This window comes from Blastococcus sp. SYSU DS0533 (assembly GCF_054050775.1).
The window spans coordinates 29,403-51,180 of the sequence record NZ_JBJGZZ010000007.1; the positions used below are offsets into that span (position 1 = coordinate 29,403).

At 73.0% G+C, this 21,778-nt stretch carries 19 protein-coding genes; 4 read left to right on the forward strand and 15 right to left on the reverse strand.

What is annotated here, in order from left to right:
- Positions 1 to 5 precede the first annotated feature (5 nt).
- The 9 genes from ACI79W_RS10615 to ACI79W_RS10655 are packed head-to-tail and all read right to left on the reverse strand — an operon-like array spanning position 6 to position 11,040.
- The gene (locus tag ACI79W_RS10615; protein WP_456562045.1) at positions 6 to 1,229 is read right to left on the reverse strand and encodes a CaiB/BaiF CoA transferase family protein; all 1,224 of its coding nucleotides are present in this window, start codon (positions 1,227 to 1,229) and stop codon (positions 6 to 8) included.
- 3 nt (positions 1,230 to 1,232) lie between these two features.
- Positions 1,233 to 2,303 carry an acyl-CoA dehydrogenase family protein gene (locus ACI79W_RS10620; protein ID WP_456562046.1) on the reverse strand — a complete coding sequence of 357 codons (1,071 nt, stop codon included), beginning with the start codon at positions 2,301 to 2,303 and terminating at the stop codon, positions 1,233 to 1,235.
- Positions 2,304 to 2,355: 52 nt separating this feature from the next.
- The gene (locus ACI79W_RS10625; protein WP_456562047.1) at positions 2,356 to 3,516 is read right to left on the reverse strand and encodes an acyl-CoA dehydrogenase family protein; all 1,161 of its coding nucleotides are present in this window, start codon (positions 3,514 to 3,516) and stop codon (positions 2,356 to 2,358) included.
- Entirely contained in the window at positions 3,513 to 4,490 is a 978-nt protein-coding gene (locus ACI79W_RS10630) for a MaoC/PaaZ C-terminal domain-containing protein (protein ID WP_456562048.1), read from the reverse strand. Before ACI79W_RS10630 ends, ACI79W_RS10625 begins: the two co-directional genes overlap by 4 nt.
- Positions 4,487 to 6,187 (reverse strand): long-chain fatty acid--CoA ligase, encoded by a 1,701-nt coding sequence (locus ACI79W_RS10635; RefSeq protein ID WP_456562049.1) that lies wholly within the window; start codon positions 6,185 to 6,187, stop codon positions 4,487 to 4,489. Before ACI79W_RS10635 ends, ACI79W_RS10630 begins: the two co-directional genes overlap by 4 nt.
- Positions 6,188 to 6,198: 11 nt before the next feature.
- Entirely contained in the window at positions 6,199 to 7,053 is an 855-nt protein-coding gene (locus ACI79W_RS10640; RefSeq protein WP_456562050.1) for an SDR family NAD(P)-dependent oxidoreductase, read from the reverse strand.
- On the reverse strand, positions 7,050 to 8,261 hold the full coding sequence (locus tag ACI79W_RS10645) for an acyl-CoA dehydrogenase family protein (protein ID WP_456562051.1): 1,212 nt from the start codon (positions 8,259 to 8,261) through the stop codon (positions 7,050 to 7,052). The genes ACI79W_RS10640 and ACI79W_RS10645 overlap by 4 nt, the downstream gene beginning before the upstream one ends.
- Complete coding sequence (locus tag ACI79W_RS10650) at positions 8,258 to 9,454, reverse strand: acyl-CoA dehydrogenase family protein (protein WP_456562052.1); 1,197 nt, start codon at positions 9,452 to 9,454, stop codon at positions 8,258 to 8,260. Before ACI79W_RS10650 ends, ACI79W_RS10645 begins: the two co-directional genes overlap by 4 nt.
- Complete coding sequence (locus ACI79W_RS10655) at positions 9,451 to 11,040, reverse strand: AMP-binding protein (protein ID WP_456562053.1); 1,590 nt, start codon at positions 11,038 to 11,040, stop codon at positions 9,451 to 9,453. The genes ACI79W_RS10650 and ACI79W_RS10655 overlap by 4 nt, the downstream gene beginning before the upstream one ends.
- A 164-nt stretch (positions 11,041 to 11,204) precedes the next feature.
- On the opposite strand from ACI79W_RS10655, the gene ACI79W_RS10660 reads away from it, so the two are divergent.
- From ACI79W_RS10660 to ACI79W_RS10675, 4 genes are read left to right on the forward strand one after another with little or no spacing between them, the layout of a single operon-like run.
- Positions 11,205 to 12,701 carry an enoyl-CoA hydratase/isomerase family protein gene (locus ACI79W_RS10660; protein ID WP_456562054.1) on the forward strand — a complete coding sequence of 499 codons (1,497 nt, stop codon included), beginning with the start codon at positions 11,205 to 11,207 and terminating at the stop codon, positions 12,699 to 12,701.
- Positions 12,698 to 13,894: a CaiB/BaiF CoA transferase family protein gene (locus tag ACI79W_RS10665; RefSeq protein WP_456562055.1), complete on the forward strand. Its 1,197-nt coding sequence runs from the start codon at positions 12,698 to 12,700 to the stop codon at positions 13,892 to 13,894. The genes ACI79W_RS10660 and ACI79W_RS10665 overlap by 4 nt, the downstream gene beginning before the upstream one ends.
- Positions 13,894 to 14,658, forward strand: a complete 765-nt coding sequence (locus tag ACI79W_RS10670) for an SDR family NAD(P)-dependent oxidoreductase (protein ID WP_456562056.1) — start codon at positions 13,894 to 13,896, stop codon at positions 14,656 to 14,658. The genes ACI79W_RS10665 and ACI79W_RS10670 overlap by 1 nt, the downstream gene beginning before the upstream one ends.
- Before the next feature lie 15 nt (positions 14,659 to 14,673).
- On the forward strand, positions 14,674 to 15,840 hold the full coding sequence (locus tag ACI79W_RS10675; RefSeq protein WP_456562057.1) for a thiolase family protein: 1,167 nt from the start codon (positions 14,674 to 14,676) through the stop codon (positions 15,838 to 15,840).
- 71 nt (positions 15,841 to 15,911) lie between these two features.
- On the opposite strand, the gene ACI79W_RS10680 is transcribed toward ACI79W_RS10675, so the two are convergent.
- The 6 genes from ACI79W_RS10680 to ACI79W_RS10705 form a co-directional block, all read right to left on the reverse strand.
- Positions 15,912 to 16,673, reverse strand: coding sequence for an enoyl-CoA hydratase-related protein (locus ACI79W_RS10680; protein WP_456562058.1), 762 nt, complete (start codon positions 16,671 to 16,673; stop codon positions 15,912 to 15,914).
- An 8-nt stretch (positions 16,674 to 16,681) separates the two neighbouring features.
- Complete coding sequence (locus ACI79W_RS10685) at positions 16,682 to 17,851, reverse strand: branched-chain amino acid ABC transporter permease (RefSeq protein WP_456562059.1); 1,170 nt, start codon at positions 17,849 to 17,851, stop codon at positions 16,682 to 16,684.
- Positions 17,844 to 18,740 carry a branched-chain amino acid ABC transporter permease gene (locus ACI79W_RS10690; RefSeq protein WP_456562060.1) on the reverse strand — a complete coding sequence of 299 codons (897 nt, stop codon included), beginning with the start codon at positions 18,738 to 18,740 and terminating at the stop codon, positions 17,844 to 17,846. The genes ACI79W_RS10685 and ACI79W_RS10690 overlap by 8 nt, the downstream gene beginning before the upstream one ends.
- Entirely contained in the window at positions 18,737 to 19,564 is an 828-nt protein-coding gene (locus ACI79W_RS10695; protein WP_456562061.1) for an ABC transporter ATP-binding protein, read from the reverse strand. The genes ACI79W_RS10690 and ACI79W_RS10695 overlap by 4 nt, the downstream gene beginning before the upstream one ends.
- On the reverse strand, positions 19,557 to 20,351 hold the full coding sequence (locus tag ACI79W_RS10700) for an ABC transporter ATP-binding protein (protein ID WP_456562062.1): 795 nt from the start codon (positions 20,349 to 20,351) through the stop codon (positions 19,557 to 19,559). The genes ACI79W_RS10695 and ACI79W_RS10700 overlap by 8 nt, the downstream gene beginning before the upstream one ends.
- Positions 20,352 to 20,415: 64 nt before the next feature.
- The gene (locus ACI79W_RS10705) at positions 20,416 to 21,675 is read right to left on the reverse strand and encodes an ABC transporter substrate-binding protein (RefSeq protein ID WP_456562063.1); all 1,260 of its coding nucleotides are present in this window, start codon (positions 21,673 to 21,675) and stop codon (positions 20,416 to 20,418) included.
- Positions 21,676 to 21,778 lie beyond the last annotated feature (103 nt).

The following is a 21,778-nucleotide window of genomic DNA, read 5'->3' on the forward strand; positions in this document are numbered from 1 at the left end:
GCGGGTCAGGCGGGTGGGCCGGCGTGCGGCTCGCCGGCGGGGTGGTGCGGCCGGCCGGTCGCCGCCCGGATCGCGTCGTCGTCGAGCCCGACCGACCGCAGCACCGGGCCGGAGTGCTCCCCGAGCGCTGGGGCGCCGGGCAGGTGCGGCGCGCCGCTGCGGGAGAAGGTCCACGGCAGGCGGGCGTGCACCAGCGGCCCCTCGGTGGGGTGCTCGACGTCCTCGAACAGGCCCACCGCCGCGAGGTGCTCGTCGGCGAACAGATCCTCGATCGTGTGCACCGGCATCGCGGGGATCGCGTGCGCGCGCAGGAGCCCGATCCACTCGCCCGTCGTCCGCCGGCCGAGCGCCTCCTCCACCAGCGCGTACAGCTCGTCGATCCGCTTCGTGCGCCCCCGGATGCTGTGCAGCTCGGGGTCGTCGGCGAGGTCCGGGCGGTCGATCAGCCGGAAGAAGGTGCGCCACTGGCCGTCGGTGTAGAGCAGCACCGAGATCGTGCCGTCGGCGGTGCGGTACGGCTTCCGGTAGGGCGAGGCGGTGCGCGCGTACCCGGTGCCGCCGGTCCGGCCGGCGTGGACCCGCTGCCCCTGCTGCTCCATGAGCAGGAAGGTCGCCATCGACTCGAACATCGGGACCTCGACGGCCTGGCCCTCGCCCGAGACGTCGCGCTCGTGCAGCGCGGCGAGGATCGCGGCCAGCGCCATGATGCCGACGGTCTTGTCCACCACCTGGGTCCTCACGTACTGCGGCTCGGCCGCGCCGCCCTGCACCGCCGCGATCCCCGACACTCCCTGGACGACGTCGTCGTAGGCGGGTTCGTCGCGGTAGGGGCCGGCCGAGCCGTAGCCGACGGCGTGGCAGTAGACCAAACGCGGGTTGCGCTCCCGCACCGTGCCCGGGTCGATGCGCAGCTTGCGCATCGCCGCCGGCCGCATGTTGTGCAGGAACACGTCGGCGGTGTCGACCAGCCGGTCGAGGGCGTCCCGGCCGGCCGCCGTCGTCAGGTCGAGGACGACGGACTCCTTGCCCCGGTTGAACGTGAGGAACGCCGGGCCCAGGCCCGAGTGCCGCTCGTCGGCGACGTACCGGATGATGTCGCCCTCGGGCGGCTCGACCTTGACCACCCGGGCGCCCATCTGCGCCATGAGCTCGGCGCAGTAGGGCCCGAGGAAGGTCGAGGTCAGGTCCAGGACGGTGACGTCGACCAGCGGCCCCGGCCCGGCGGACACCGCTCAGACCGCGCGGGTCAGCGCCGGCCAGAGCTGGTCGGGCCCACCGGCGAGCAGGCCCGAGGCCAGCACCCGCGACCACACCAGCTCGCTCCCGGCCTCGTCCCGCCACGACCACAGCCGCCGCGTCAGGTGGTGCAGCTTGTGCTCCTGGGTGAAGCCGATCGCGCCGTGCACCTGGTGCGCCAGCCGGGCCACCACCTCGACGGCGGCCCCGGCCCGCACCTTCGCCGCGGCGGCGGCGAGCACGACGTTCTCGTGCCGGTCCAGCGACTGGACGGCGGCGTCGGTCAGCGCCGTCACCGCCGTGACCTCGCCGGCCATCTCCGCGAGCTCCATCTGGATCGCCTGGAACTTGCCCAGCGGCCGGCCGAACTGGTGCCGCTCCCCCGCGTACTGCACGGTCCAGGCCAGCACCCGCTCCAGCGCGGCGGCCAGCTGCACCGACCGCCCCAGCGCGTAGCGGGCCCGCACCTCGCCCGCCTGCGCCTCCGTCAGCAGCGCACCGGGGGCGCCGACCTGGTCGAGCACCAGCGACCCGCGCGGCTCACCGGCCAGGTTGAACGCGTCGCCCGCCGGCAGGGACGAGGCGTCGACCAGCGCCAGCACCGCCCCCTCCATCCCCGCCGGGGCGGGCGCCAGGACGACGACGTGCCGCGCCGCGCCCGCCCACGCCACGTCGGCGACGGTGCCCGAGAGGGTGAACCGCCCCGGCCCGTCCCCGTTGTCGACCGGGTGCACGGTCACCGCGTCGGCGACCGCGAACGTCGTCGGCTGCTCCGGCGAGGGCAGCTCCAGCTCCGCCGCCAGCAGCGCGGGACCCGCCACGAGCAGCTGCTCGGCCACCGGCACCGCCCCGGCACCGGCTGCGAGGGTGCGCACGATCGCCACCGCGTCGGCCAGCTCACCGCCCGAGCCACCGGCCTCCTCGGGCAGGCCCACCCCGGTCAGCCCGGCGTCGGCCAGCGCTGACCACAGCCCGGCGTCCCAGCGGCGGTCGGCGGTGAGCACGAACGGCTCGAAGCCGCTCAGGATGTCCTTGACGGTCTCGACCACCAGGTCCTGGTCCGACATCAGCCCTGCCCCCCGCTCGACTCCGCGCTCGCTCGTCCCTCGCTCGCTGTCGTCATCGCAGCCCCAGTCCACGTGCCACGATCCCGCGCAGGATCTCGTTGGTCCCGCCGCGCAGCGTGAAGCCCGGCTGGTGCAGCTGCGCCTCGGCCAGCGCGCGCGCCAGCGGGTCCGGCGAGTCCAGCGACGGCGTCACGTCGACCACCTTGCGGATCTCCTCGACGACGTCCGCCTCGAACGTCGTCCCGACGTCCTTGACCAGCGCCGCGGGGATGTTGGGCAGCTCCCCGCGGTCCAGCGCCGCGGCGATCCGCAGCGACATCTGCCGCAGCGCCAGCAGCCGCGCGGAGAGCCGGCCCAGCGCGGCCAGCTGCGCGGCGTCGCCGGTCTCGGCCACCCGGCGCCCGAACTCGGCGACGAGCGGGTAGGTCGAGAGGAACCGTTCGGGGCCCGAGCGCTCGAAGGCCAGCTCCGCCGTCACCTGGTGCCAGCCGTTGCCCTCCTCGCCCAGCAGCATGTCGCCGGGGACGACGACGTCCTCGAAGACCACCTCGTTGAAGTGGTGACCGCCGTCGAGGATGCGGATCGGGTTGATGGAGATGCCGGGCAGCGAGAGGTCGACCAGCAGCTGCGACATGCCGGCGTGCCGGCTCGACGGGTCGGCCGGCGAGGTGCGCACCAGCACGATGCCGTAGTGCGAGTGGTGCGCGTTCGAGGTCCACACCTTGGCGCCGTTGACCACCCAGTCGCCGTTCCCGTTGCGGGTGGCCCTCGTGCGGATCGAGGCGAGGTCCGAGCCGGAGTCCGGCTCGCTCATCCCGATGACGAAGAAGCACTCGCCGGCGACGATGCGCGGCAGGATCTCCTGCCGCTGCTTCTCGGTGCCGTAGGTGAGCAGGTTCGGTCCGGACTGCCGGTCGGCGATCCAGTGCGCGGCCACCGGGGCGCCCGCGGCCAGCAGCTCCTCGGTGACGGCGTAGCGCTCCATCGCCGAGCGCTCGTGCCCCCCGTACTTCTTCGGCCAGGTCATGCCGAGCCAGCCGCGCTCGCCCAGCTTCCTGGAGAACGCCGGGTCGACGCCGGACAGCCAGGTGTCGACGTGCGTCTGGAACGTCCCGGCGGCGAGCTCGGCGGCGAGGAACTCGCGCACCTCCGCCCGCACCTGCTCGGCTGCCTCGGACCGCGGTGCGGGCGCCAGTGTCAACGAGTTGCTCATGCGACTCCCTCGGATGTGGCCGTGCTGGATCTCGTTCTACCCGCCGGCCGGGGACCGCGCGCAGGCGGCCCCGATCCGCTGCCCGCTTCAGAGGTTCCCGCGCATGAGAGGGATCCCATCTCCAGGCGCACGTCCCCGAGCGCCGGGGCGTCGTCCCGGTCGGCGACCGTGACGGCAGCCGATACCGTCTCCCCGTCGGCCCAGGCCCGCACGCGGAGCGTCTCCCCCGGGTACACGACCCCTGCGAACCTCGCGCCGAACCTGCGAACCGCGTCAGGGTCGTTCCCGCACATGCTGCCGACCAGCGCGGCGCACGTCATCCCGTAGGTGCACAGGCCGTGGAGGATCGGGCGCGGGAAACCGGCACGTCTCGCGTAGTCCGGATCGGAGTGCAGCGGGTTGCGGTCGCCGGACAGCCGGTACAGCAGCGCCTGCGCCGGGTCGGTCGGGAGGAACAGCTCGACGTCGGGCCGGCGCACCGGCGAAGGGGCGGCCACGCTCGTGCCGCGGGGTCCCCCGAACCCGCCGGCGCCCCGGACGAACATGCCGCTGCGCGCTTCCACCAGCAGCCGCCCGTCCGCCGCACGGATCTGCAACTCCTCGACGAGGACGGCATCGGCGCCCTTGTCCCAGACCTCGGCGATCCCGGTGCTGGACGTGCCGTGACCCTCGGTCGGCAGTCGAGCGGTCACCCCCACTTCCTGAAAAGCGTGCAGCACGGTCGCCGGATTCACCTCGACGCCGGGGTAGTCGTACCGCGGTGGTCCCGTCGCGCCCAGCCGCGGCAGCAGCGTCCAGAATGAGGGCAGTACCCGCAGGCCCGGTCCCTCGGTGACATAGCCGAGGACATCGCGATCGGTCGGGTCGTCGCGGCCGAGCCCGAGCCCCAGGTGGTAAAGGAGCACGTCGCGATCGGTCCAGCGCACCGCCCGCTCGCGCGGCGGTGCAGCCACCGCGACGGCGGGGTCGATCACGACGAGGTGGAGCCGGACGGGGGAATCTGGACGAACTCGACGTCCAGTCCCTGCTCGGCGTACCGCCGGCGCAGGGCAGCCTTGTCGATCTTGCCGACACTGGTGCGCGGGAGCTCGGGCACCCGGCTCCACCGCTCGGGTACCTGCCATCGGCTGACACGACCGGCCAGGTGGCGGGCCAGGACGGCCGGGTCGGAGTCGTCCGCGCCCTCGACCAGGCTGACGATCGCCAGGGGCCGCTCGCCCCACCGCTCGTCCTCGACCCCGATGACCGCGGCCTCGGCCACCGCGGGATCATCGGCGAGGGCCTCCTCCAGTTCCATCGATGAGATCCACTCGCCGCCCGACTTGATGACGTCCTTCGTGCGGTCCCGCAGGTGCAGCACCCCCTCCGGCGAGATGGTGCCGACGTCGCCGGTACGAAGCCACCCGTCGTGGAACCGGGAGCCGTCCGGCTGCCGGTGGTACGCGCCGGTGATCCACGGCCCGCGGGTCTCCACCTCGCCCATGGCCTCGCCGTCCCGCGGGAGCACCTCGTCATCCGGCCCGACGATGCGCGCCTGGGTGCCGCAGACGAAGCGGCCCTGGGTCAGACGCAGCGCCCAGGCGGCGTGGGGGTCGGCGATACCGTCGGGCTTGGCGATGGTGCCGATCGGCGACATCTCCGTCATGCCCCAGCCGTGAAGCAGTCGGACGCCGAACTCCTTCTCGTAGGCCTCCATCAGCGACCGCGGGCACACGCTCCCACCCACCACCACGTCGCGCAGGGAGGACAGGTCCGTGCCGTGCTTGCGGGCGTAGGCCAGCATGTCCGACCAAATGGTCGGCACGCCGGCGCTGACCGTCGGTCGCTCCTGCTGGATCAGCCGGGCCAGATGTTCGGGCTGCACGTACCGCCCCGGCAGGACCATCGAGGTGCCGACCATCAGCGCTGCGAACGGTAGGTTCCACGAGTTGGCGTGGAACATCGGGACGATGACCAGCCCCTTGTCCGCGACGGAGAGGGCCAGGTAGTCGCCCATGCACAGCTGCATGGAGACCAGGTACACCGAGCGGTGGCTGTAGACCACGCCCTTCGGGTCGCCGGTCGTGCCACTCGTGTAGCACATCAGCGCTGCTGAGGTCTCCGGGAGCTCGGGCCAGTCGTAGGTCGTCGGCCTCCCCGCGGTCAGCTCGTCGTAGCGGTGCACGGTCACCCCGCAGCCGTCGAGCCCTGCGGCGTCCTCCGGCCCGCCCACGACCACGACGTGCTCGACAGTGGGCATCTGCGGCAGCAGGTCGCGCAGCGTCGCCACCAGCGACGCGTCAACCACGAGCACCCGGTCGCCCGCGTGCCGCGAGGTGTAGGCGATCTGCTCGGGGGTGTACCGCACGTTCAGGGTGTGCAGCACCGCGCCCATCGCCGGCACGGCGAGGTAGCACTCGAAGTGCTCGCGGATGTTCCACATGAGGGTGGCAACCGGCTCGCCGATCTCGACCCCGAGGACGTCGGCAAGCCCGTGCGCGAGCTGTGCCGCACGGGTACCCACCTCCGCGAAAGAGGCGCGGCTGGTGCGCTCGCCGTCGTAGGTGATCAGCTCCTGGCCGCCGTACACGGTGGTGCCGTATCGGACGATCGTGGCGATGGACAGCTGCGTCTCCTGCATCGTGCTCTGCAGCTGCACCCGCGTCCGCCCAGGCGTCGGCGTCGTGGTCATCGTCGAGCTCCTCACTGTTCCCTGGGGGGCCAGTCGTCCAGCATGTGCAGCCCCCGCCCCTGGTGGGCGCCGCCGTCCACCTGCAGCAGCTGGCCAGTGATCATGCGGCCTGCGGGGCTGGCCAGGAAGGCCACGAGCTCGGCGACGTCGCCCGAGGGCGTGGCCCGCCCGGCGGGCACCGCCTCGGGGACGACGCTACGGCGCATCGTCTCCGCGACGACCTCCGGGAGCTCCGGGGTCAGCACCGCGCCCGGCCCGATGCAGTTGGCCCGGATGCCCTCGTGCGCCCACTCGAGGGCGATGGTGCGCGTGAACGCCAGCACCCCCGCGCGGGCGGCCAGCGAGTGCCCCAACCCGACGCTCCCACGGTCGACGCCGGACAGCGAGATGTTGATGATCGCCCCGCCCCGCCTCGCCAGGAACGGGTGCGCAGCCGAGGTCACCGTGAACACCGCGTTGAGGTTGAGATCGACCACCGAGCGCCAGCCGTTGTCCGAGAGGTCGGCGACCGCCGCGTAGAACTGCCCCCCGGCGTTGTTCACCAGCACGTCCAGGCCGTCGGCGCCCACCTCGTCCACCGCAGCGCGCACCGCGGCCGCCTCGCGGACGTCGACCGAGCGCCAGCAGAACGAGCCGGGCAGGCCCGCGGCCAGCTGCTCGGTACCGGCGAGTTTCTCGGCCCGCCGCCCGAAGCCGATCACGTCGGCGCCCAGCGCGAGCAGCCGCAGCGCGATGTCGCGGCCGATCCCGGTGCCGGCGCCCGTGATCAGCGCGAGCCGGCCGGCGAGCACGCCGCTGGCGAGAACGGCCACGGCGTCCTGCGCCCAGTCGGCGGAACGCTGCGGCGGGTGGGGCGCCAGCGTCACCCGAACGCCTCGTGCCCGTATGCGGTCGCGACCGGCTCCAGCGGTGCCAGCTGCCCGTCGCGCGCGGCCTGGCCGATCGCCCGGGCGATGGAGAGCCGCTGGATCTCCGAGCTCCCCTCGTAGATCTCCGAGATGCGCTGGTCCCGGTAGATCCGTTCCACCGGGTTGGGCTTGCAGTAGCCGTCACCGCCGAACACCTGGACCGCCAGATCGACGGCCTCGTGCGCGACCTCGGTCGCGTACAGCTTGGCCATCGACGCCATAGCGCGGGTGCGCGGCGAGTCGGGACCGGCGTGCGCCGCCTCCCAGGTCAGCATCCGGGCTGCCGACAGCTTGGTCGCGACATCGGCCAGCCGGAACGAGATGCCCTGGTTCTCCATGATCGCCCGGCCGAAGGTCCGCCGCCGCACCGCCTCGGTGCTGGCGTGCTCGAAAGCGGCCGTGGCCAGTCCGATGCCCTGGGCGGCGATCATGACACGGCCGGAGTTCAGCGTGGCCAGCGCGATGCGCAGCCCCTCGCCCAGCTCGCCCACCTGGCGCTCCGCGGGCACCCAGGTGTCCAGCCGCAGGTTCGACGTCCGGCTGCCGCGCAGACCCATCCGGTCGGCGAACTTGTCCACGACGGAGCCCTCGTCATCCAGGCTGGTCATGAAGGCGGTGATCCCCCGGCTGCCTGCGTCGGGATCGGTGCGGACGAAGGCGATGTAGTGCTTCGAGGCGCCACCGTTGCCGATGAAGATCTTCTCGCCGCTGAGGTGCCACCCCTCCCCCTCGCGGACCGCGGACGCCTGGATCGCCGACGGATCACTGCCGGCACCCCGCTCGGTGAGCGCGAAGCTCACGGCCCGACCGTCGACGATCTCCCGCAGGTAGTACTCCTTCTGCTCGTCGGAGCCGGCGCCGGCGAGGGAACCCGCTCCCATCGCGTAGATCGCGAAGATGGCGCCCGTGGAGGCACACCCGCGGGTGAGCTCGGCCATGACCGCCACGCCGGTGGCCAGCGAGGCGCCCTGCCCGCCGTGCTCACGCGGGATCATCAGCCCGGAGAGGCCGCTGGCCACGAGCTGCTCGACGTTCTCCCACGGATAGCGCTGCTCCCGGTCGATCTCGGCCGCGCGCGGCACGAAGTGCTCGCGGTTGAGGTCCTCGGCGACGGCGACCCAGCGCTTCGCCTCCTCGTCGAGGGGCGGCTGCCACAGCACGGTCATAGGTTCTCCTTGCTCGATGGGGCTGGGGGGGGAACGGCGTCGGCCGGCCTCGGTGGTGTGCCGAGGGGGGTGTCGCGGTACAGGTCACGGGCGATCAGGTCGCGCTGGATCTCCGAGGCGCCCTCGAAGATGCGCGCTGCGCGCACCTCCCGGTAGAGGCCCTCGAGCAGGTGGCCGGCCTCGAGCCCGGAAGCACCGTGGAACTGGATCGCGGCGTCGACCACGGCCGAGGCCGTCTCGGTGGCGAACACCTTGGCCATCGCCGCTTTCGTGGTCACCCGGGGATCGCCGTCCTCGTAGGCCTGCGCCGCCGAGTGCACGAGCAGCCGGGAAGCCTCGATACGGGTGGCAGCGTCGGCGAGGGCGTGCGCGACCGCTTGGTTCGCGCCGATGAGGCGTCCGAACGCACTGCGACGGGAGGTGCGGGCGACGGCTGCGTCGAGAGCCGCCGACGCCATCCCGATCGCCGCCGCGCCGACACTGGGGCGGAAAAGGTCGAAGGTGCGCATCGCCACCCGGAATCCTCGATCCACCTCACCGAGCACGTCTTGCGGACCGACGTGGACCCCGTCGAACGAGAGCCGGCCGATCGGGTGCGGGGCGACGAAGCCGATGGCCTCGCCGGTGAGCCCCTCCCGGTCGGCGGGCACCAGGAAGGCGGTGACACCTCGTGCACGGGCACCTTGGGCGGTGCGGGCGAACGTGATGTAGAAGTCGGCGTCGGGCGCGTTGGTGATCCACTGCTTGGTGCCCGTCAGCCGCCAGCCGTCGCGGTCCGGGTCCGCGCGCAACTCCAGGGCCGCGGCATCGGAGCCCACGTCCGGCTCGGTGAGCGCGAATGCGGCCACAGCCGTGCCCTCCCGCATCGGGCCCAGCCACCGGTCGAGGTGGTGCGACTGCCCGGACTGCAGCACCGGGTAGCCGCCGATGCCCTGCATCGACACCGCGACGTCGGCCTCCGGGCAGGCGTAACCGAGGGCCTCGCGGATCGCGCAGACGGTCCGCGCACCGGCCTGCGCTCGCTCGCCGGACGGGAAGAGCAGGTCCAGGACCCCGCCGTCGGCGATCGCCTTCAGCAGGGTGCGGTCGACCCGCCCGGTGTGCCCGGCGGCCGAGATCGGCGCCAGAGTGCGTACCGCGACCTCGCGGACCTGGTCGTACACCGCGTCCGGAGCAGGCCCCAGGGGGGTCATCGTGCGGCCCCCCGGGTCGCGCCGAGCAGGGCCTCTCGCAGACCGCGTCGGCTCACCTTGCCGATCTCGTTGCGCGGCAGGGCGTCGACGAAGGCGAGCCGGCGTGGCACCTTGGGCCCGGCCAGCTCGCGTCGGCAGTGTGCCAGCAGGTCGGCCTCGAGGGCCGCCGGCTCCGTCACCTCCGGCCGGGGTTCCACCACGGCGGTGACCCGCTCGCCCCACTCGTCGTCCGGCAGGCCGACGACGGCGGCGTCGGCGACGAGCGGGTGCGCGAGCAGCACACCCTCCACCTCAGCCGGGTAGACGTTCACGCCTCCGCTGATGATCAGGTCGGAACGGCGGTCGCCGATGAACAGCCAGCCGTCCTCGTCCAGGTGGCCGACGTCGCCGACGGTGAACCACTCGCCGTCCCAGGCAGCGGCGGTCTTGCCCTCGTCGCCGCGGTAGTGGAACCGGGTGCCGTTGCTGATCCAGATGGTGCCCTCGTGGCCCGACGGCAGCTCGCTGCGCTGGTCGTCGGTGATCCGCACCCGGGCACCCGGCCACGGGCGGCCGACGCTGCCCGGGTGGTCCTCGAACTCCTCCGGACGCACCATCGTGCCGCCACCCTCGGTGGAGCCGTAGTACTCCCAGAGCACGGGCCCGAACCACTCGATCATCCGCCGCTTGACGTGCACCGGGCACGGGGCTGCGGCGTGCAGCACCTGGCGCAGGGAGGACGTGTCGTAGCGGGCGCGCCGCTCCTCCGGCAGCTGCAGCATCCGGTGGAAGACGGTCGGCACGATGTGCGTGCTCGTCACGCGGTACCGGGCGATCAGCTCCAGCATGGTTTCCGGGTCGAACCGCCGCATGAGCACGACGGTGTGGCCGAGGTGCAGGGAGACCAGCGCCCAGATCCCGGGGCCACGGTGGTACAGGGGACCGGTCACCAGGTGCACCCCGTCGAAGGGCACGAAGTCGAAGCCGGTGGCGAACGTGGGCACCCAGCCGTCGGCGTCCTCCTCCGGCGACAGGTCGGTGGCCGGGACGACGACGCCCTTCGGGGATCCCGTGGTGCCCGCCGTGTAATACATGTACCGACCGGCCACCCGGCCCTCGGGGCGTCCGGTGGGCATGTCCACCAGCAGCTCGGCCAGCGGTCGCGCACCCTGGGCGGCAGGCAGCCCGACGACGCGTTCGCCGGGCAGGCCGCAGTCGGCGGCGGCCGGCACCGCTGCGGCGGCGCTGTCGTCGTCGACGAAGACCAGACGGGCTCCGCTGTCGCCGATCACGTGGGCGAACTCGCGCCGCGTCTGGTGGACCCCGGTGGGCACCAGGTAGACGCCGATCTGCCCGGCCGCGAGCTCGAGCGCGAGGTAGTCGGCGCTGTTGCGACTCGCGACGACGATGCTCTCGGCCCGCCCCGCACCCGCAGCGCGCAGGGCGTGGGAAAGCTGGTTCACCCGCTCCCCGAACTCGCCGGCCGCCCACTGGCGCCCGTCGACGTCGACGACCGCGATGCGGTCCGGGGCGCGCTCGGCGCCACCCCAGAACCAGCCGGCGTCGCTGCCCGGTTGCTGCGCTGCGTACTCGGGCGCCAGTGGCATCCGTCCTCCCCCGCTCGTGATCGCCGCGATGGCCCGGTCCGTCCTTGACCGGGGCAACATACTAGGTAGGATGTCAGCGACGTCACAGATGGTCAAGGCCGATCCGAGGGCCGCCTCCCAGGCGCCACGGTCCCGCCGGGCCACCGCAGAGGAAGGAGCTCCGGGTGCCGGACGCGCACGCCGACGACGAGCCGGTCATCCGCTGGGAGCAGGACGCGGACGGTGTCGTGACGCTCACGATGGACGACCCGCAGCAGACGGTGAACACGCTCAACGATCGCTTCACCGCCGCGCTGGCCCGCTGCGTCCAACGGCTTGAGGACGAGCAGCCCACCGTGCGTGGGGTGGTGCTGCGCTCGGGCAAGCGCTCCTTCCTGGCCGGAGGGGACCTGCGCCGGCTCGTCGCCATCGATGCGAGCGCCCGCGACGCCTTCCTGTGCGACCTCGAGCTGCGCAAGTCGCGCACGCGCCGGCTGGAGCGGTTCCCGTTCCCCGTCGTCGCCGTGCTCGATGGGCCCGCCATGGGCGGCGGGCTGGAGCTCGCGCTCTCCTGCCATCGCCGTATCGCCGTGGATGATCCCCGCGTCCTGGTCGGCCTGCCGGAGGTCACCCTGGGGCTGCTGCCGGGAGGCGGTGGCGTGGTCCGGCTCACTGCTCTGCTCGGCCCCGGCGCCGCGATGCCGCTGCTGCTCAGCGGCCGCCGCCTGACCGCAGCGGAAGCCGCCGGTCTCGGGATCGTCGACGAGCTCACCGCCGGTACCGAGGACGCCATCGCCCGGGCCCGTGCCTGGATCCTGGCCACCCCCGTCGGCGAGGTCGCGCAGCCGTGGGATCGCGGCGCCGATGCCACCGCCGGACCCCCCGCCGCAGTGGTCCCGGACAGCAACCCGGCCCGCGCGCGCATCCGGCGGCTGGTGGCCGACGCGCCCCGGCTGACCGTCGAGGAACGGCTGACCGCCGAGAGCGAGGGGCTGGCCGACCTGGTCGTGACAGCGGAGGCCAAGGCGACGATCCAGGTGGTCTTCTTCGACAGCGTGCTCCTCCGCAACCGCTACCGCGCCGCCCACGTGGCGCAGGTGCGACCGCTGGCCCTGGCGGTGCCCGCCGGCCATCCGGGCATCCAGGCGCCGGTCGCGGTGATACCGGCCGCCGAGGCCGACGCGCACGACGGCGTGGTTGCCGACGCGGTGGTGGAGAAGGTGCCTGCCGAACGGACCCGTCCGGCCGTGGCGGTGTCGGCCGACCGCATCGGCGACGGTGGGACGGTGGCCGAGGTGTGGCCGGGTGGCACCACGACACCGGAGGTGCTAGCGGGGCTCGCCGCCGCCGGCGTGCTGCCGCTGCTGCGCGGCGCCGGCGACCGGCCCCTCGCCGACGAGGTGCGCGACCGCGCCGTCGCGGCGGCGGCCAGTGAGCCCAGCGGAGCAGCCGCGCTGGCGTGGCTCGGGTTCGGGGCCCCCGTCAGCCCGGACGACGGCGATCCCGGCGAGACGGCCGCCGCAGCCCTCCGGTTGCTCGACCGGGTGGCCGCCGACCTCGCGGGGGCCGGTCTGCTGGCCTGCGCGGAGGACCTCGACGTGTCGTCGGTGCGGGCCGGCGGCTTCCCCCCGTGGACCGGAGGTGCCGCCCGCCGGGCCGCCACTGCGGCGGTGGCCGGGTGATCGCCGCCCTCGCGGGGCTGCGCGTCGTCGAGTTGGCCGGGCTGGGACCGGCGCCGTTCTGCGGCACACTGCTGGCCGACCTGGGGGCGGACGTGGTCCGCGTCGACAGGGCCACCCCGGGTCCACCGGCGGCCGGCGTACCCGACGACCCACGCACGGACTACCTCGGGCGCAGCCGCCGGTCGGTCGCCGTCGACCTCAAGCAGCCCGCCGGGAGGGAGGTGGTCCTCGCGCTCGCCGAGCGCGCGGACGTGCTGATCGAGGGCTTCCGCCCCGGGGTCGTCGAGCGCCTGGGGGTGGGGCCGGCCGACGCGCTGGCCCGCAATCCGCGCCTGGTCTACGGACGGATGACCGGGTGGGGGCAGGACGGTCCCTACGCCGGGACAGCGGGGCACGATCTCACCTACCTCGCGGTCACCGGCGCCCTGCACGCGATCGGTCGCGCCGATCAGCCCCCTCCCCCGCCGTTGAACGTGATCGGCGACTTCGGCGGAGGTGGTGCCTTCCTCACCATCGGCGTGCTGGCCGCGGTGCTGCGCGCCCGCGAGACCGGCCACGGGCAGGTCGTCGACGCCTCGATCGTCGACGGCACGGCCGCCCTGCTCGGCATGGTGCGCGGCTTCCACGCCGGCGGGGAATGGCTGGACCGGCGCCAGACGAACACCCTCGACGGAGGCGCGCCGTACTACGGGGTCTACCGCTGCTCGGACGGCCGCGACGTCGCCGTCGGCGCCATCGAGCCGCGATTCTGGGCCACCCTGCTCGCATGCCTCGGCGTCGCCGACGACCCGGTGCTCGCCGAGCGCGACGACCGGGCCGCGTGGCCCCGGGTCCGGGCCCGCCTCGCCGAGGTGCTGGCCACCCGGCCACGCGACCACTGGGTTGAGGCGTGCTCGGGTACCGACGCGTGCCTGGCCCCGGTGCTCTCCCTGGAGGAGTCGCTCGAGGATCCGCACGCTCGGGCCCGCGGCGCGTTCGCCGACGTCGAAGGCGTGCTCCAGCCGGCTCCCGCACCGCGGCTCAGCGCCAGCCCCTGCCGGCCGCCGTATCGCGCGCCCCGGGCGGGCCAGCACACCCGGGAGGTGCTCGCCGAGCTCGGGCTCGAGTGCACCCGGATCGACGAACTGATCGCGGCGGGAGCTGCCCGCCCGAGCGACGAGACGGCCGACACGGTCGGTGGAGGGGCGTACTGATGGAGATCTCCGGTCAGGTGGCACTGGTCAGCGGCGGGGCGTCGGGCCTCGGGCTGGCCACCGTCGAACGGCTGCTGGACCGCGGCGCACGGGTGGTGGTCCTCGACCTCCCCGGCTCGTCGGGCGCGGAGGTGTGCGACCGGCTGGGGCCAGGGGCGGTGTTCGTGCCCGGCGACGTCACCGACGCCGACGACGTCGCCCGAGCCGTGGCCGCGACCGAGGACCTGGGCGCCCTGCGGGTGCTGGTGCACACCGCCGGGGTCGGCGGCCCGCTCCGGATCGTCGACCGCGAGGGGCAGCCTGGCAGCCTGGAGGCCTTCGAGCGGGTGCTCCGGATCAACGTCGTCGGCACCTACAACGTCCTCCGACACGCCGCCGCCTGCATGGCCCGCCAGGAGCCGCTCGGCGAGGAGCGCGGGGTGTGCCTGCTCACCGCCTCGATCGCCGCGTACGACGGGCGGATCGGCCAGGTGCACTACGCCGCGTCCAAGGGCGGCGTGGTCAGCATGACCCTGCCGGCCGCCCGCGATCTGTCCGGCAAGCAGATCCGGGTCGTCACCATCGCCCCCGGCGTCGTCGACACCCCGCTGCTCGGCAAGCTCAGCGACGAGGTCCGCGCCGGCCTGGCCGCCGACGTACCCCACCCCCGCCGCCTGGCCACCGCGGACGAGTACGCCGCGCTGGCCCTGCACGTGGTCGACAACCCGATGCTCAACGGAGAGGTGATCCGTCTCGACGGCGCCCTCCGGATGAGCCCCCGCTGATCCCAGGAGTTCCGCATGCGTGAAGCAGTGATCGTCGACGCCGTCCGTACCCCGATCGGCCGCCGCGGCGGCGCCCTCGCCGGCCACCACCCGGTGGACCTCGGCGCGCAGGTCCTGCGGTCGCTCGTCGAGCGCACCGGCCTAGACCCCGCCCTGGTCGAGGACGTGGTCTGGGGGTGCGTGACCTCCATAGGCGAGCAGTCGTCGAACGTGGGTCGTTGGTCGGCCCTCGCCGCGGGCTGGCCGGACACCGTGCCCGGCACGACCATCGACCGAGCCTGCGGCTCTTCCCAGCAGGCGCTGGCGTTCGCGGCCGCGGGGGTGCTCTCCGGCCAGTACGACATCGCCGTCGCCGGCGGCGTGGAGTCGATGTCGCGGGTGCCGATGGGCGCTACCCGCAGCAGCGGGCACGGGCAGGCGCGGGGTCCGCGGATCGGCGACCGCTACGGTGACACGGACTTCTCGCAGGGGACGGCGGCCGAGATGGTGGCCCGCAAGTGGGGCCTGTCGCGGCAGCAGCTCGACGAGCACAGCCTGGAGTCCCACGCGCGTGCCGCGCGCGCCCGGGACGAGGGCCGCTTCGATGGCCAGCTCGTGCCGGTGGCCGGCCCCGACGGGGCGCCGGTGACCGCGGACGAGGGCATCCGCGAGGGCAGCACGGTCGAGTCGATGGCGAAGCTGCGCACCGTCTTCGACGAGGACGGCGTGGTCACCGCCGGTAACTCCTCGCAAATCTCCGACGGCGCCTCCGCGGTGCTGGTTATGACGCCGGAGCGGGCCGCACATCTCGGCTGTCGGCCGCTGGCGCGATTCCACAGCTTCGCCCTGACCGCCGTGGATCCCGTCCTCATGCTCACCGGCCCGATCAGCGCCACCGAGCAGGTGCTCGCCCGGTCGGGACTCGCCATCGGGGACATCGGCACCTTCGAGGTCAACGAGGCGTTCGCCTCGGTCACCCTGGCGTGGCTCGCCGAGACCGGCGTCGACCCGGCGCTGCTCAACCCCGACGGCGGCGCGATCGCGCTCGGCCACCCGCTCGGCTGCTCGGGCACCCGGCTGGCCACCACGATGGTGCACCGCATGGCGGCCACCGGCACCCGCTACGGGCTGCAGACCATGTGCGAGGCCGGCGGCATGGCCAACGCGATGATCATCGAGCTGCTCGACGGCGCCGCCGTCTGACCACCCGCGCCGGGGCGGCCGGGTCCACCGGCCCGTCCGTCCCGGCGCGCCGCGCAGTCGGCCGCCGCTCTTCAGCGGCCGCGCCACTCCGGCACGCGTCGTCCGAGGAACGCGGCGATGCCCTCCCGGGCGTCCGCCGACCGGTGCACGCGGGCCAGCGCGGCGTCCGACGCGGCCCAGCCGGCTCGGTCGCCCTCCTCGTCCAGCGTGGCCAGCGCTCCCATCGTCTCGCGAACCGCGAGCGGCGAGGACCGGCAGATCGCGGCCGCCAGCGCCAGCGCCTCCGCCGCCGCCTGCCCGGCCGGCACCACGCGGTTGACCAGACCCAGCGCGTGCGCACGGGCCGCGTCGAGCTCCGTACCGGCGACCAGCAGCTCGGTGGCTACCGCCCTGGGCAGCGCACGGCGGGCCCGGAAGAGCGCGCCCGACGAGGCGACCAGCCCGCGCCGGGTCTCCGGCAACGCGAACCGCGCCGAGTCCGACGCCACGACCAGGTCGCAGGCCAGCGCCAGCTCGAACCCGCCGCCGAAGGCCGGACCCTCGACCGCGGCGATCAGGGGCGTGCTCCGCCGGCGGCGCACCAGCCCGTACTCCCCGCCGCGCTCGGTGGCCGGACTGGCGCCTTCACCGAGGTCGGTACCGGCGGAGAAGACGAGCGGTGTCCCGGTGAGCACTCCGGCCCACAGGTCCGGGTCGTCCTCGAGCAGGTCGAACGCTTCGCTCAACCCGTGCGCCACGGAGCCGTCGATGGCGTTCCGCTTGGCGTCCCGCTCGATGCGGACCACCAGCACCCGCCCCTGCACCTCGGTGACGACCGAGGACTGCCCGCTCACCGTGTGACCTAGGTCCGCGACCCGACCGGCGCGACGGAAGCCGTCGGCTCCCTCGCTGCGGCCGGCGTGGAGGGCTCCGTGTCCGGTGGTCGACGCCGAGACTGTCGGCGGACCCGTTCCAGGATGGCCGCCAACCCGTCCGGCTCGAAGAGCAGCACGAGAATGACCGCAAAACCGTAGATGTACTGGGCCAGGTATCCGGGGTCCATCGACACGAACGGCAGGACGTCGCCGCCGTACTGGTTGAGCATTTGCGGGAGGGCGAAGACGAACACCGCTCCGGCCACGCCGCCACCGACGGAACCCAGCCCACCGATGACGATCGCAGCCAGGTAGTTGAGCGCCAGGGTCAACGTGAACGTCTCCGGCACGACGTGCGAGACCGACAGCGCCAGGAGGACGCCGCCGAGACCTGCGTAGATCGATGACAGGACGAAGGCCGTGGCCTTGGTCCGCCGCACGTCGATCCCGGCCACCGCCGCGGACACCTCGCCGTCCCGTACCGCCTCGAACGCCCGGCCCATGCGGCCGGCCAGGACGCGCCGGGCGAACACGTAGGCCAGCACCGCGAGCACGAGGCCGAGGAACCAGAGCCGGTGGTACGAGGTGAACTCGACACCGGCGACGTACAGGAACGGCTCGTCGTCGCCGAACGAGAAGCCGAAGACGGAGAAGGTCTCGACGTCACGGCCGTTGAACCCTCCGGTGACCGAGGGGATCTTGGTCAGCGCGAACGTGCCGATGAAGATCAGCGACACTGAGGCGACGCCGAGGGACAGTCCCTTCAGCCGGGAAGCGACGGGGCTGAACAGCAGCCCGGCCAGACCCGCGGTGAGGCAGGCGAGGACCATGGCCAGCAGCGGGGGCAGCTGCCACCCGCCGAGTTCCCCCTCGGGCGAGCCCGCGTAATGGCTGTAGGCGTACGCGCCGATCGCCACGAAGACGGCGTGACCGAGGCTCAGCTGCCCGGCGCTGCCCGACAGCAGGTTGAGCCCGATCACCGCGATGACGCTCGCGAACACGAACGTGCCGGTCTGCAGCAACGCCACGTCCGCGACGAAGGGCAGCAGCACGAGCAGCAGGACGAGTGCGAGGCGGAAGGCTCGACCGGACCGCGTCCAGGTCTGGGGAACGGCGACGGGGCGCGGGCCCCTGCGCGCCGCGGTGAGGTCAGACACGGACGGCCTCCTTGGCGCCGAACAGGCCGGCGGGACGCACGAGCAGCACGAGCAGCATCAGGATCCAGGGGGTGACGGGACCGAGGCCGCTGCCCAGGAAGCTCAACGACTGGCCGTAGCCGGTCACCAACGTCTCGGCGATGCCGACGACCAGCCCGCCGACCAGTGCTCCCCCGGCCGAGCTCATCCCGCCGATGATCGCGGCGGGGAAGGCGGCCAGCGCGGTCTGTGCGACGCCGAAGCCGAAGCCGGGCGTGGGGAACGAGACCAGGAAGACGCCGGCGACGACGGCGAGCACCCCGGCCAGCACCCACGCCCCGGCCGCGACCCGGCCCAGCCGGACGCCCATGAGGGCGGCGGCCTCCGCGTTCTCCGCGGTGGCCCGGGTGGAGATTCCCCACGACGTCCACTTGAGGGCGGCGAAGAAGCCACCGAGCAGCACCAGGCCGACCAGCAGCGCGAGCAGCCGGGCCAACGGCACGTTCACCGGTCCGACCGACACCACCTCGCTGCCCCACGGTCCGCCCACGTCCAGCACGTTGCTACCGATCCGCCGGGTGAGGTCGGTGAGCAGCACGATGTTGAGCCCGATGGTCATGATGAGCGCGACGTCGTGACCGGCTCCGCGCCGACGCAGCGGCGCGATGAGCAGCCTTTCCACCACGAGGGCGAAGACGGCTGCGGCGACGAGGCCGAGGACCACTGCCGTCAACCAGCCCGTCTCGTCCTTCATAACCGCGATCACGTAGATGCCGAGCAGCAGCATCGATCCGTGCGTGAAGTTCACGACCTCGGTGGCCTGGTAGATCACGACGAAGCCGAGCGCGAGCAGCGCATAGATGGCGCCCAGCGAGACGCCGTTGATCAGGAGCTCCACGAACGTGCTCATCGAGCCACCTCCTCTCGAGGCGTGGGGGTGCTCAGCGGATCGGCGCTCCCGCCGAGGTAGGCGCGGACGACCTCGGGATCGCGCTGGACCTGGGCAGGCGTACCGGAAGCGATGCGACGCCCGAAGTCCAGGACGGTCACCGAGTCGGAGATGCTCATCACCAGTCCCATGTCGTGCTCGACCAGCAGCACGGAGAGCTGCAGATCCCGGCGCAGGTCCCGGATCAGACCGGTGATGTGCCGGGTCTCCTGGCTGTCCATGCCGGCGGCCGGCTCGTCCAGCACCAGGACCTGCGGCTCCATCGCGATGGCGCGAGCGATGTCCACGCGCTTCTGGTCGCCGTAGGCCAGCAGCCCCGCCGGGACGTCGAGCTTGTCGGCCAGTCCCATGAACTCCGCGATCTCGAGTACGCGCTGGGCGTGCCACCGGTGCTCCTGGCGGGCCCACGGAAGCCCGAGCCCCGTGGCGACGACGCCGGACCGGGTCAGGTGGTGGCGGCCGACCATGAGGTAGTCGCGAACCGTCTGCCGCTTGCTCAGCGCGACGTTCTGGAAGGCGCGGGCGACCCCCAGCCCAGCGACCTCGTGCGGCCGCCGGCCGCTGATCACCTCGTCGCCCAGGCGCACTTCGCCGCTGGTGGGGCGGTAGACACCGGAGACGACGTTGAAGCACGTGGACTTGCCGGCCCCGTTGGGGCCGATGACGGCGTGCAGCTCACCGGGTTCCACGGTGAAGGACACCGAGTCCAGGGCGACCAGTCCCGCGAAGCGGACGGTCACGTCGTCGACGACCAGCCGACTGCTGACGGCACGTGGATCAGGCACGGGCCCACCTCGAAAGGTGGCGCTCCGGCTCGGCACCGGCCCCGCAGCCGACCTCACCCAGGTCGACGGCCGCCTCGCCGAGGTACAGCCGGCGCACCTCGTCGGATGCCTGGAGCTCCGCAGAGGTGCCGGAGAGGGTGAGACGGCCGACGTCGAGGACGTATGCGTGGGAAGCGAGTTCGAGGGCCACGGCCACGTTCTGCTCGACGAGGAGCACGGACGTGCCCTGCCGGTTAATCTCCCGCACGACCTGGGCGATCTGCGAGATGATGAGCGGCGCCAGCCCGAGGGAGGGTTCGTCCAGCAGGAGCAGTCGCGGCGTCGTCATCAACGCGCGGCCGATGGCGAGCATCTGCTGCTCGCCCCCGGACAGCAGCCCCGCCCGCTGCTGACGACGTTCCCCGAGGATGGGGAAGAGTTCCTCGACGCGGCGCACCGCCGGCTCGACCGTCCCCCGCGCAGCGGTGACCGCCCCTGCGCGGAGGTTCTCCCCGACCGTCATCCGTGTGAAGATCTTGCGCCCCTCGGGGACCTGGACGAGGCCGGAGCGGACGATCGCGGCGCTGTCGCGACCCACGATGTCCCGCCCGTCCCAGCAGATCCGTCCGCCCGTGATCCTCCCCTTGTGCAGCGGGAGCGTGCCGGAGACGGCTCGGAGCAGCGTGCTCTTGCCCGCCCCGTTGCTCCCCAGCAGCGCGACCACCGAGCCGTCGGGGACCCTGAGCGACACCTCCTTGAGCGTGGGCGCCCCGCGGTACGCGACTGATAGGCGTTCGATATCGAGCACAGGTCCTCCGGCATACGGGGTGTGAGCAGCGGGGCCCGGCGCGCTCGCCGGGCCCCGCGTCGGATCAGCCGAGCTCGAAGCCCGGGGCGCTTTCCCCGAGGAAGGGCTCCTCGGTCAGCAGGATCTCCGAGGCCAGGCCGGCGGAATCCACCTCGTGGATGAAGATCGACCGGGACGGCGTCTCACCCGCGTTCGTGTAGTCCAGCGGGACCAGCAGGCCGAGGGAGTCGACCTCCTCGGTCTCCTGGAACGCCTTCATCACACCCGCCCGGGTCAGGTCCTCGTTCTCGCAGGCGCTCTGCAGGACGCTGGCGAAGGCGGCGGCCGCGCCGAAGCCCCACATGGTGTTCTCGTTGAAGGAGTCGTTCGGGAACTCTTCCCGGAACGTGGAGATCAACTTGGCGACCGTCTCATCGCTGTCGTCCATCTGCCACGGCAGCGCCATGTACAGGTTCTCCTCGAGGTACCCGGCGACCGGGGTGTCGAGCAGACCCGGGTTGAAGCCGCCGCCGTTCACGGTGACCATCGGCACGGTCAGCCCCGCGGCTTCGGCCGCACCGGCGACGCTCGCGGTCATCGTCGGGGTCGAGTTGAGGATGATGGCCTCGACTCCCGCGTTGCGGAAGGCGGTGACGACGCCGGACATGTCGGTCGCCGAGGCCGCCACCTGCTGCGGGACCAGGGTGACGCCCGCGGCCTCGGCCGCAGCCTCCGCACCGGCCAGGACGGCGTCGCCGGACTCACCCTCGAGGTGCACGACGCCGACGGTCCCACCCCCGGGCACGAGCCCCTCGGACAGCAGCCAGTCGATGCTGTTGATGACCCAGTACTCCGCGGCAGGACCGGTGAGCATCATGTGCTCGCTCTCCAGCAGCGCGCTGGACCAGGACACCGGGATGGCGAGCACGTCGTCGGACTCGAAGCGGTCGAACAGCGCGACGTTCATGGGACCGCCGATGATGGCCGGAAAGCCGAGGACCTCGTTGCGCACCTGCGCGTACTGCGTGACGGTCCGCTGCACGTCGTACCCGGTGTCGAGGATCTCGAGCTCGATCTGCCGACTGCAGATGCCGCCCTGCTCGTTGAGGTGGTCGAAGTAGACCTGCTGTGCGTGGGCCAGGCTGACGCCGGCCGTCGCGAAGACGCCGGACATGTCGCTCAGGGTCGCCAGCCTGATGGTGTCCTCGGTGACGCCGACCCCCATGGCCACACCGTCCTCGCCGGCCTCGCTACCGGCGCTGTCACGTGCCTCGGTGCTGCAGGCGCTGAGCGTGACGGCCAGCACCGCAGAAGCGGCGGCGGCACGCGTGGTTCGAGCTCTCAAAGTCACTCCTCCTGAGTTCCGCGGGCCGTCGTCTGTGGCGTCCCGGAGCTACCTACCCGGTAGGATGTGGTCCGTGGCACAGTCTGTCAAGGCGCCACGGGCT

Coding starts and splice junctions, on each gene's coding strand:
- ACI79W_RS10620 (WP_456562046.1), bottom strand. CDS start 2,303: ATGTCGGACCAGGACCTGGTGGTCGAGACCGTCAAGGACATCCTGAGC.
- ACI79W_RS10625 (WP_456562047.1), bottom strand. CDS start 3,516: ATGAGCAACTCGTTGACACTGGCGCCCGCACCGCGGTCCGAGGCAGCC.
- ACI79W_RS10635 (WP_456562049.1), bottom strand. CDS start 6,187: ATGACCACGACGCCGACGCCTGGGCGGACGCGGGTGCAGCTGCAGAGC.
- ACI79W_RS10645 (WP_456562051.1), bottom strand. CDS start 8,261: ATGACCGTGCTGTGGCAGCCGCCCCTCGACGAGGAGGCGAAGCGCTGG.
- ACI79W_RS10650 (WP_456562052.1), bottom strand. CDS start 9,454: ATGACCCCCCTGGGGCCTGCTCCGGACGCGGTGTACGACCAGGTCCGC.
- ACI79W_RS10655 (WP_456562053.1), bottom strand. CDS start 11,040: ATGCCACTGGCGCCCGAGTACGCAGCGCAGCAACCGGGCAGCGACGCC.
- ACI79W_RS10670 (WP_456562056.1), top strand. CDS start 13,894: ATGGAGATCTCCGGTCAGGTGGCACTGGTCAGCGGCGGGGCGTCGGGC.
- ACI79W_RS10675 (WP_456562057.1), top strand. CDS start 14,674: ATGCGTGAAGCAGTGATCGTCGACGCCGTCCGTACCCCGATCGGCCGC.
- ACI79W_RS10690 (WP_456562060.1), bottom strand. CDS start 18,740: ATGAGCACGTTCGTGGAGCTCCTGATCAACGGCGTCTCGCTGGGCGCC.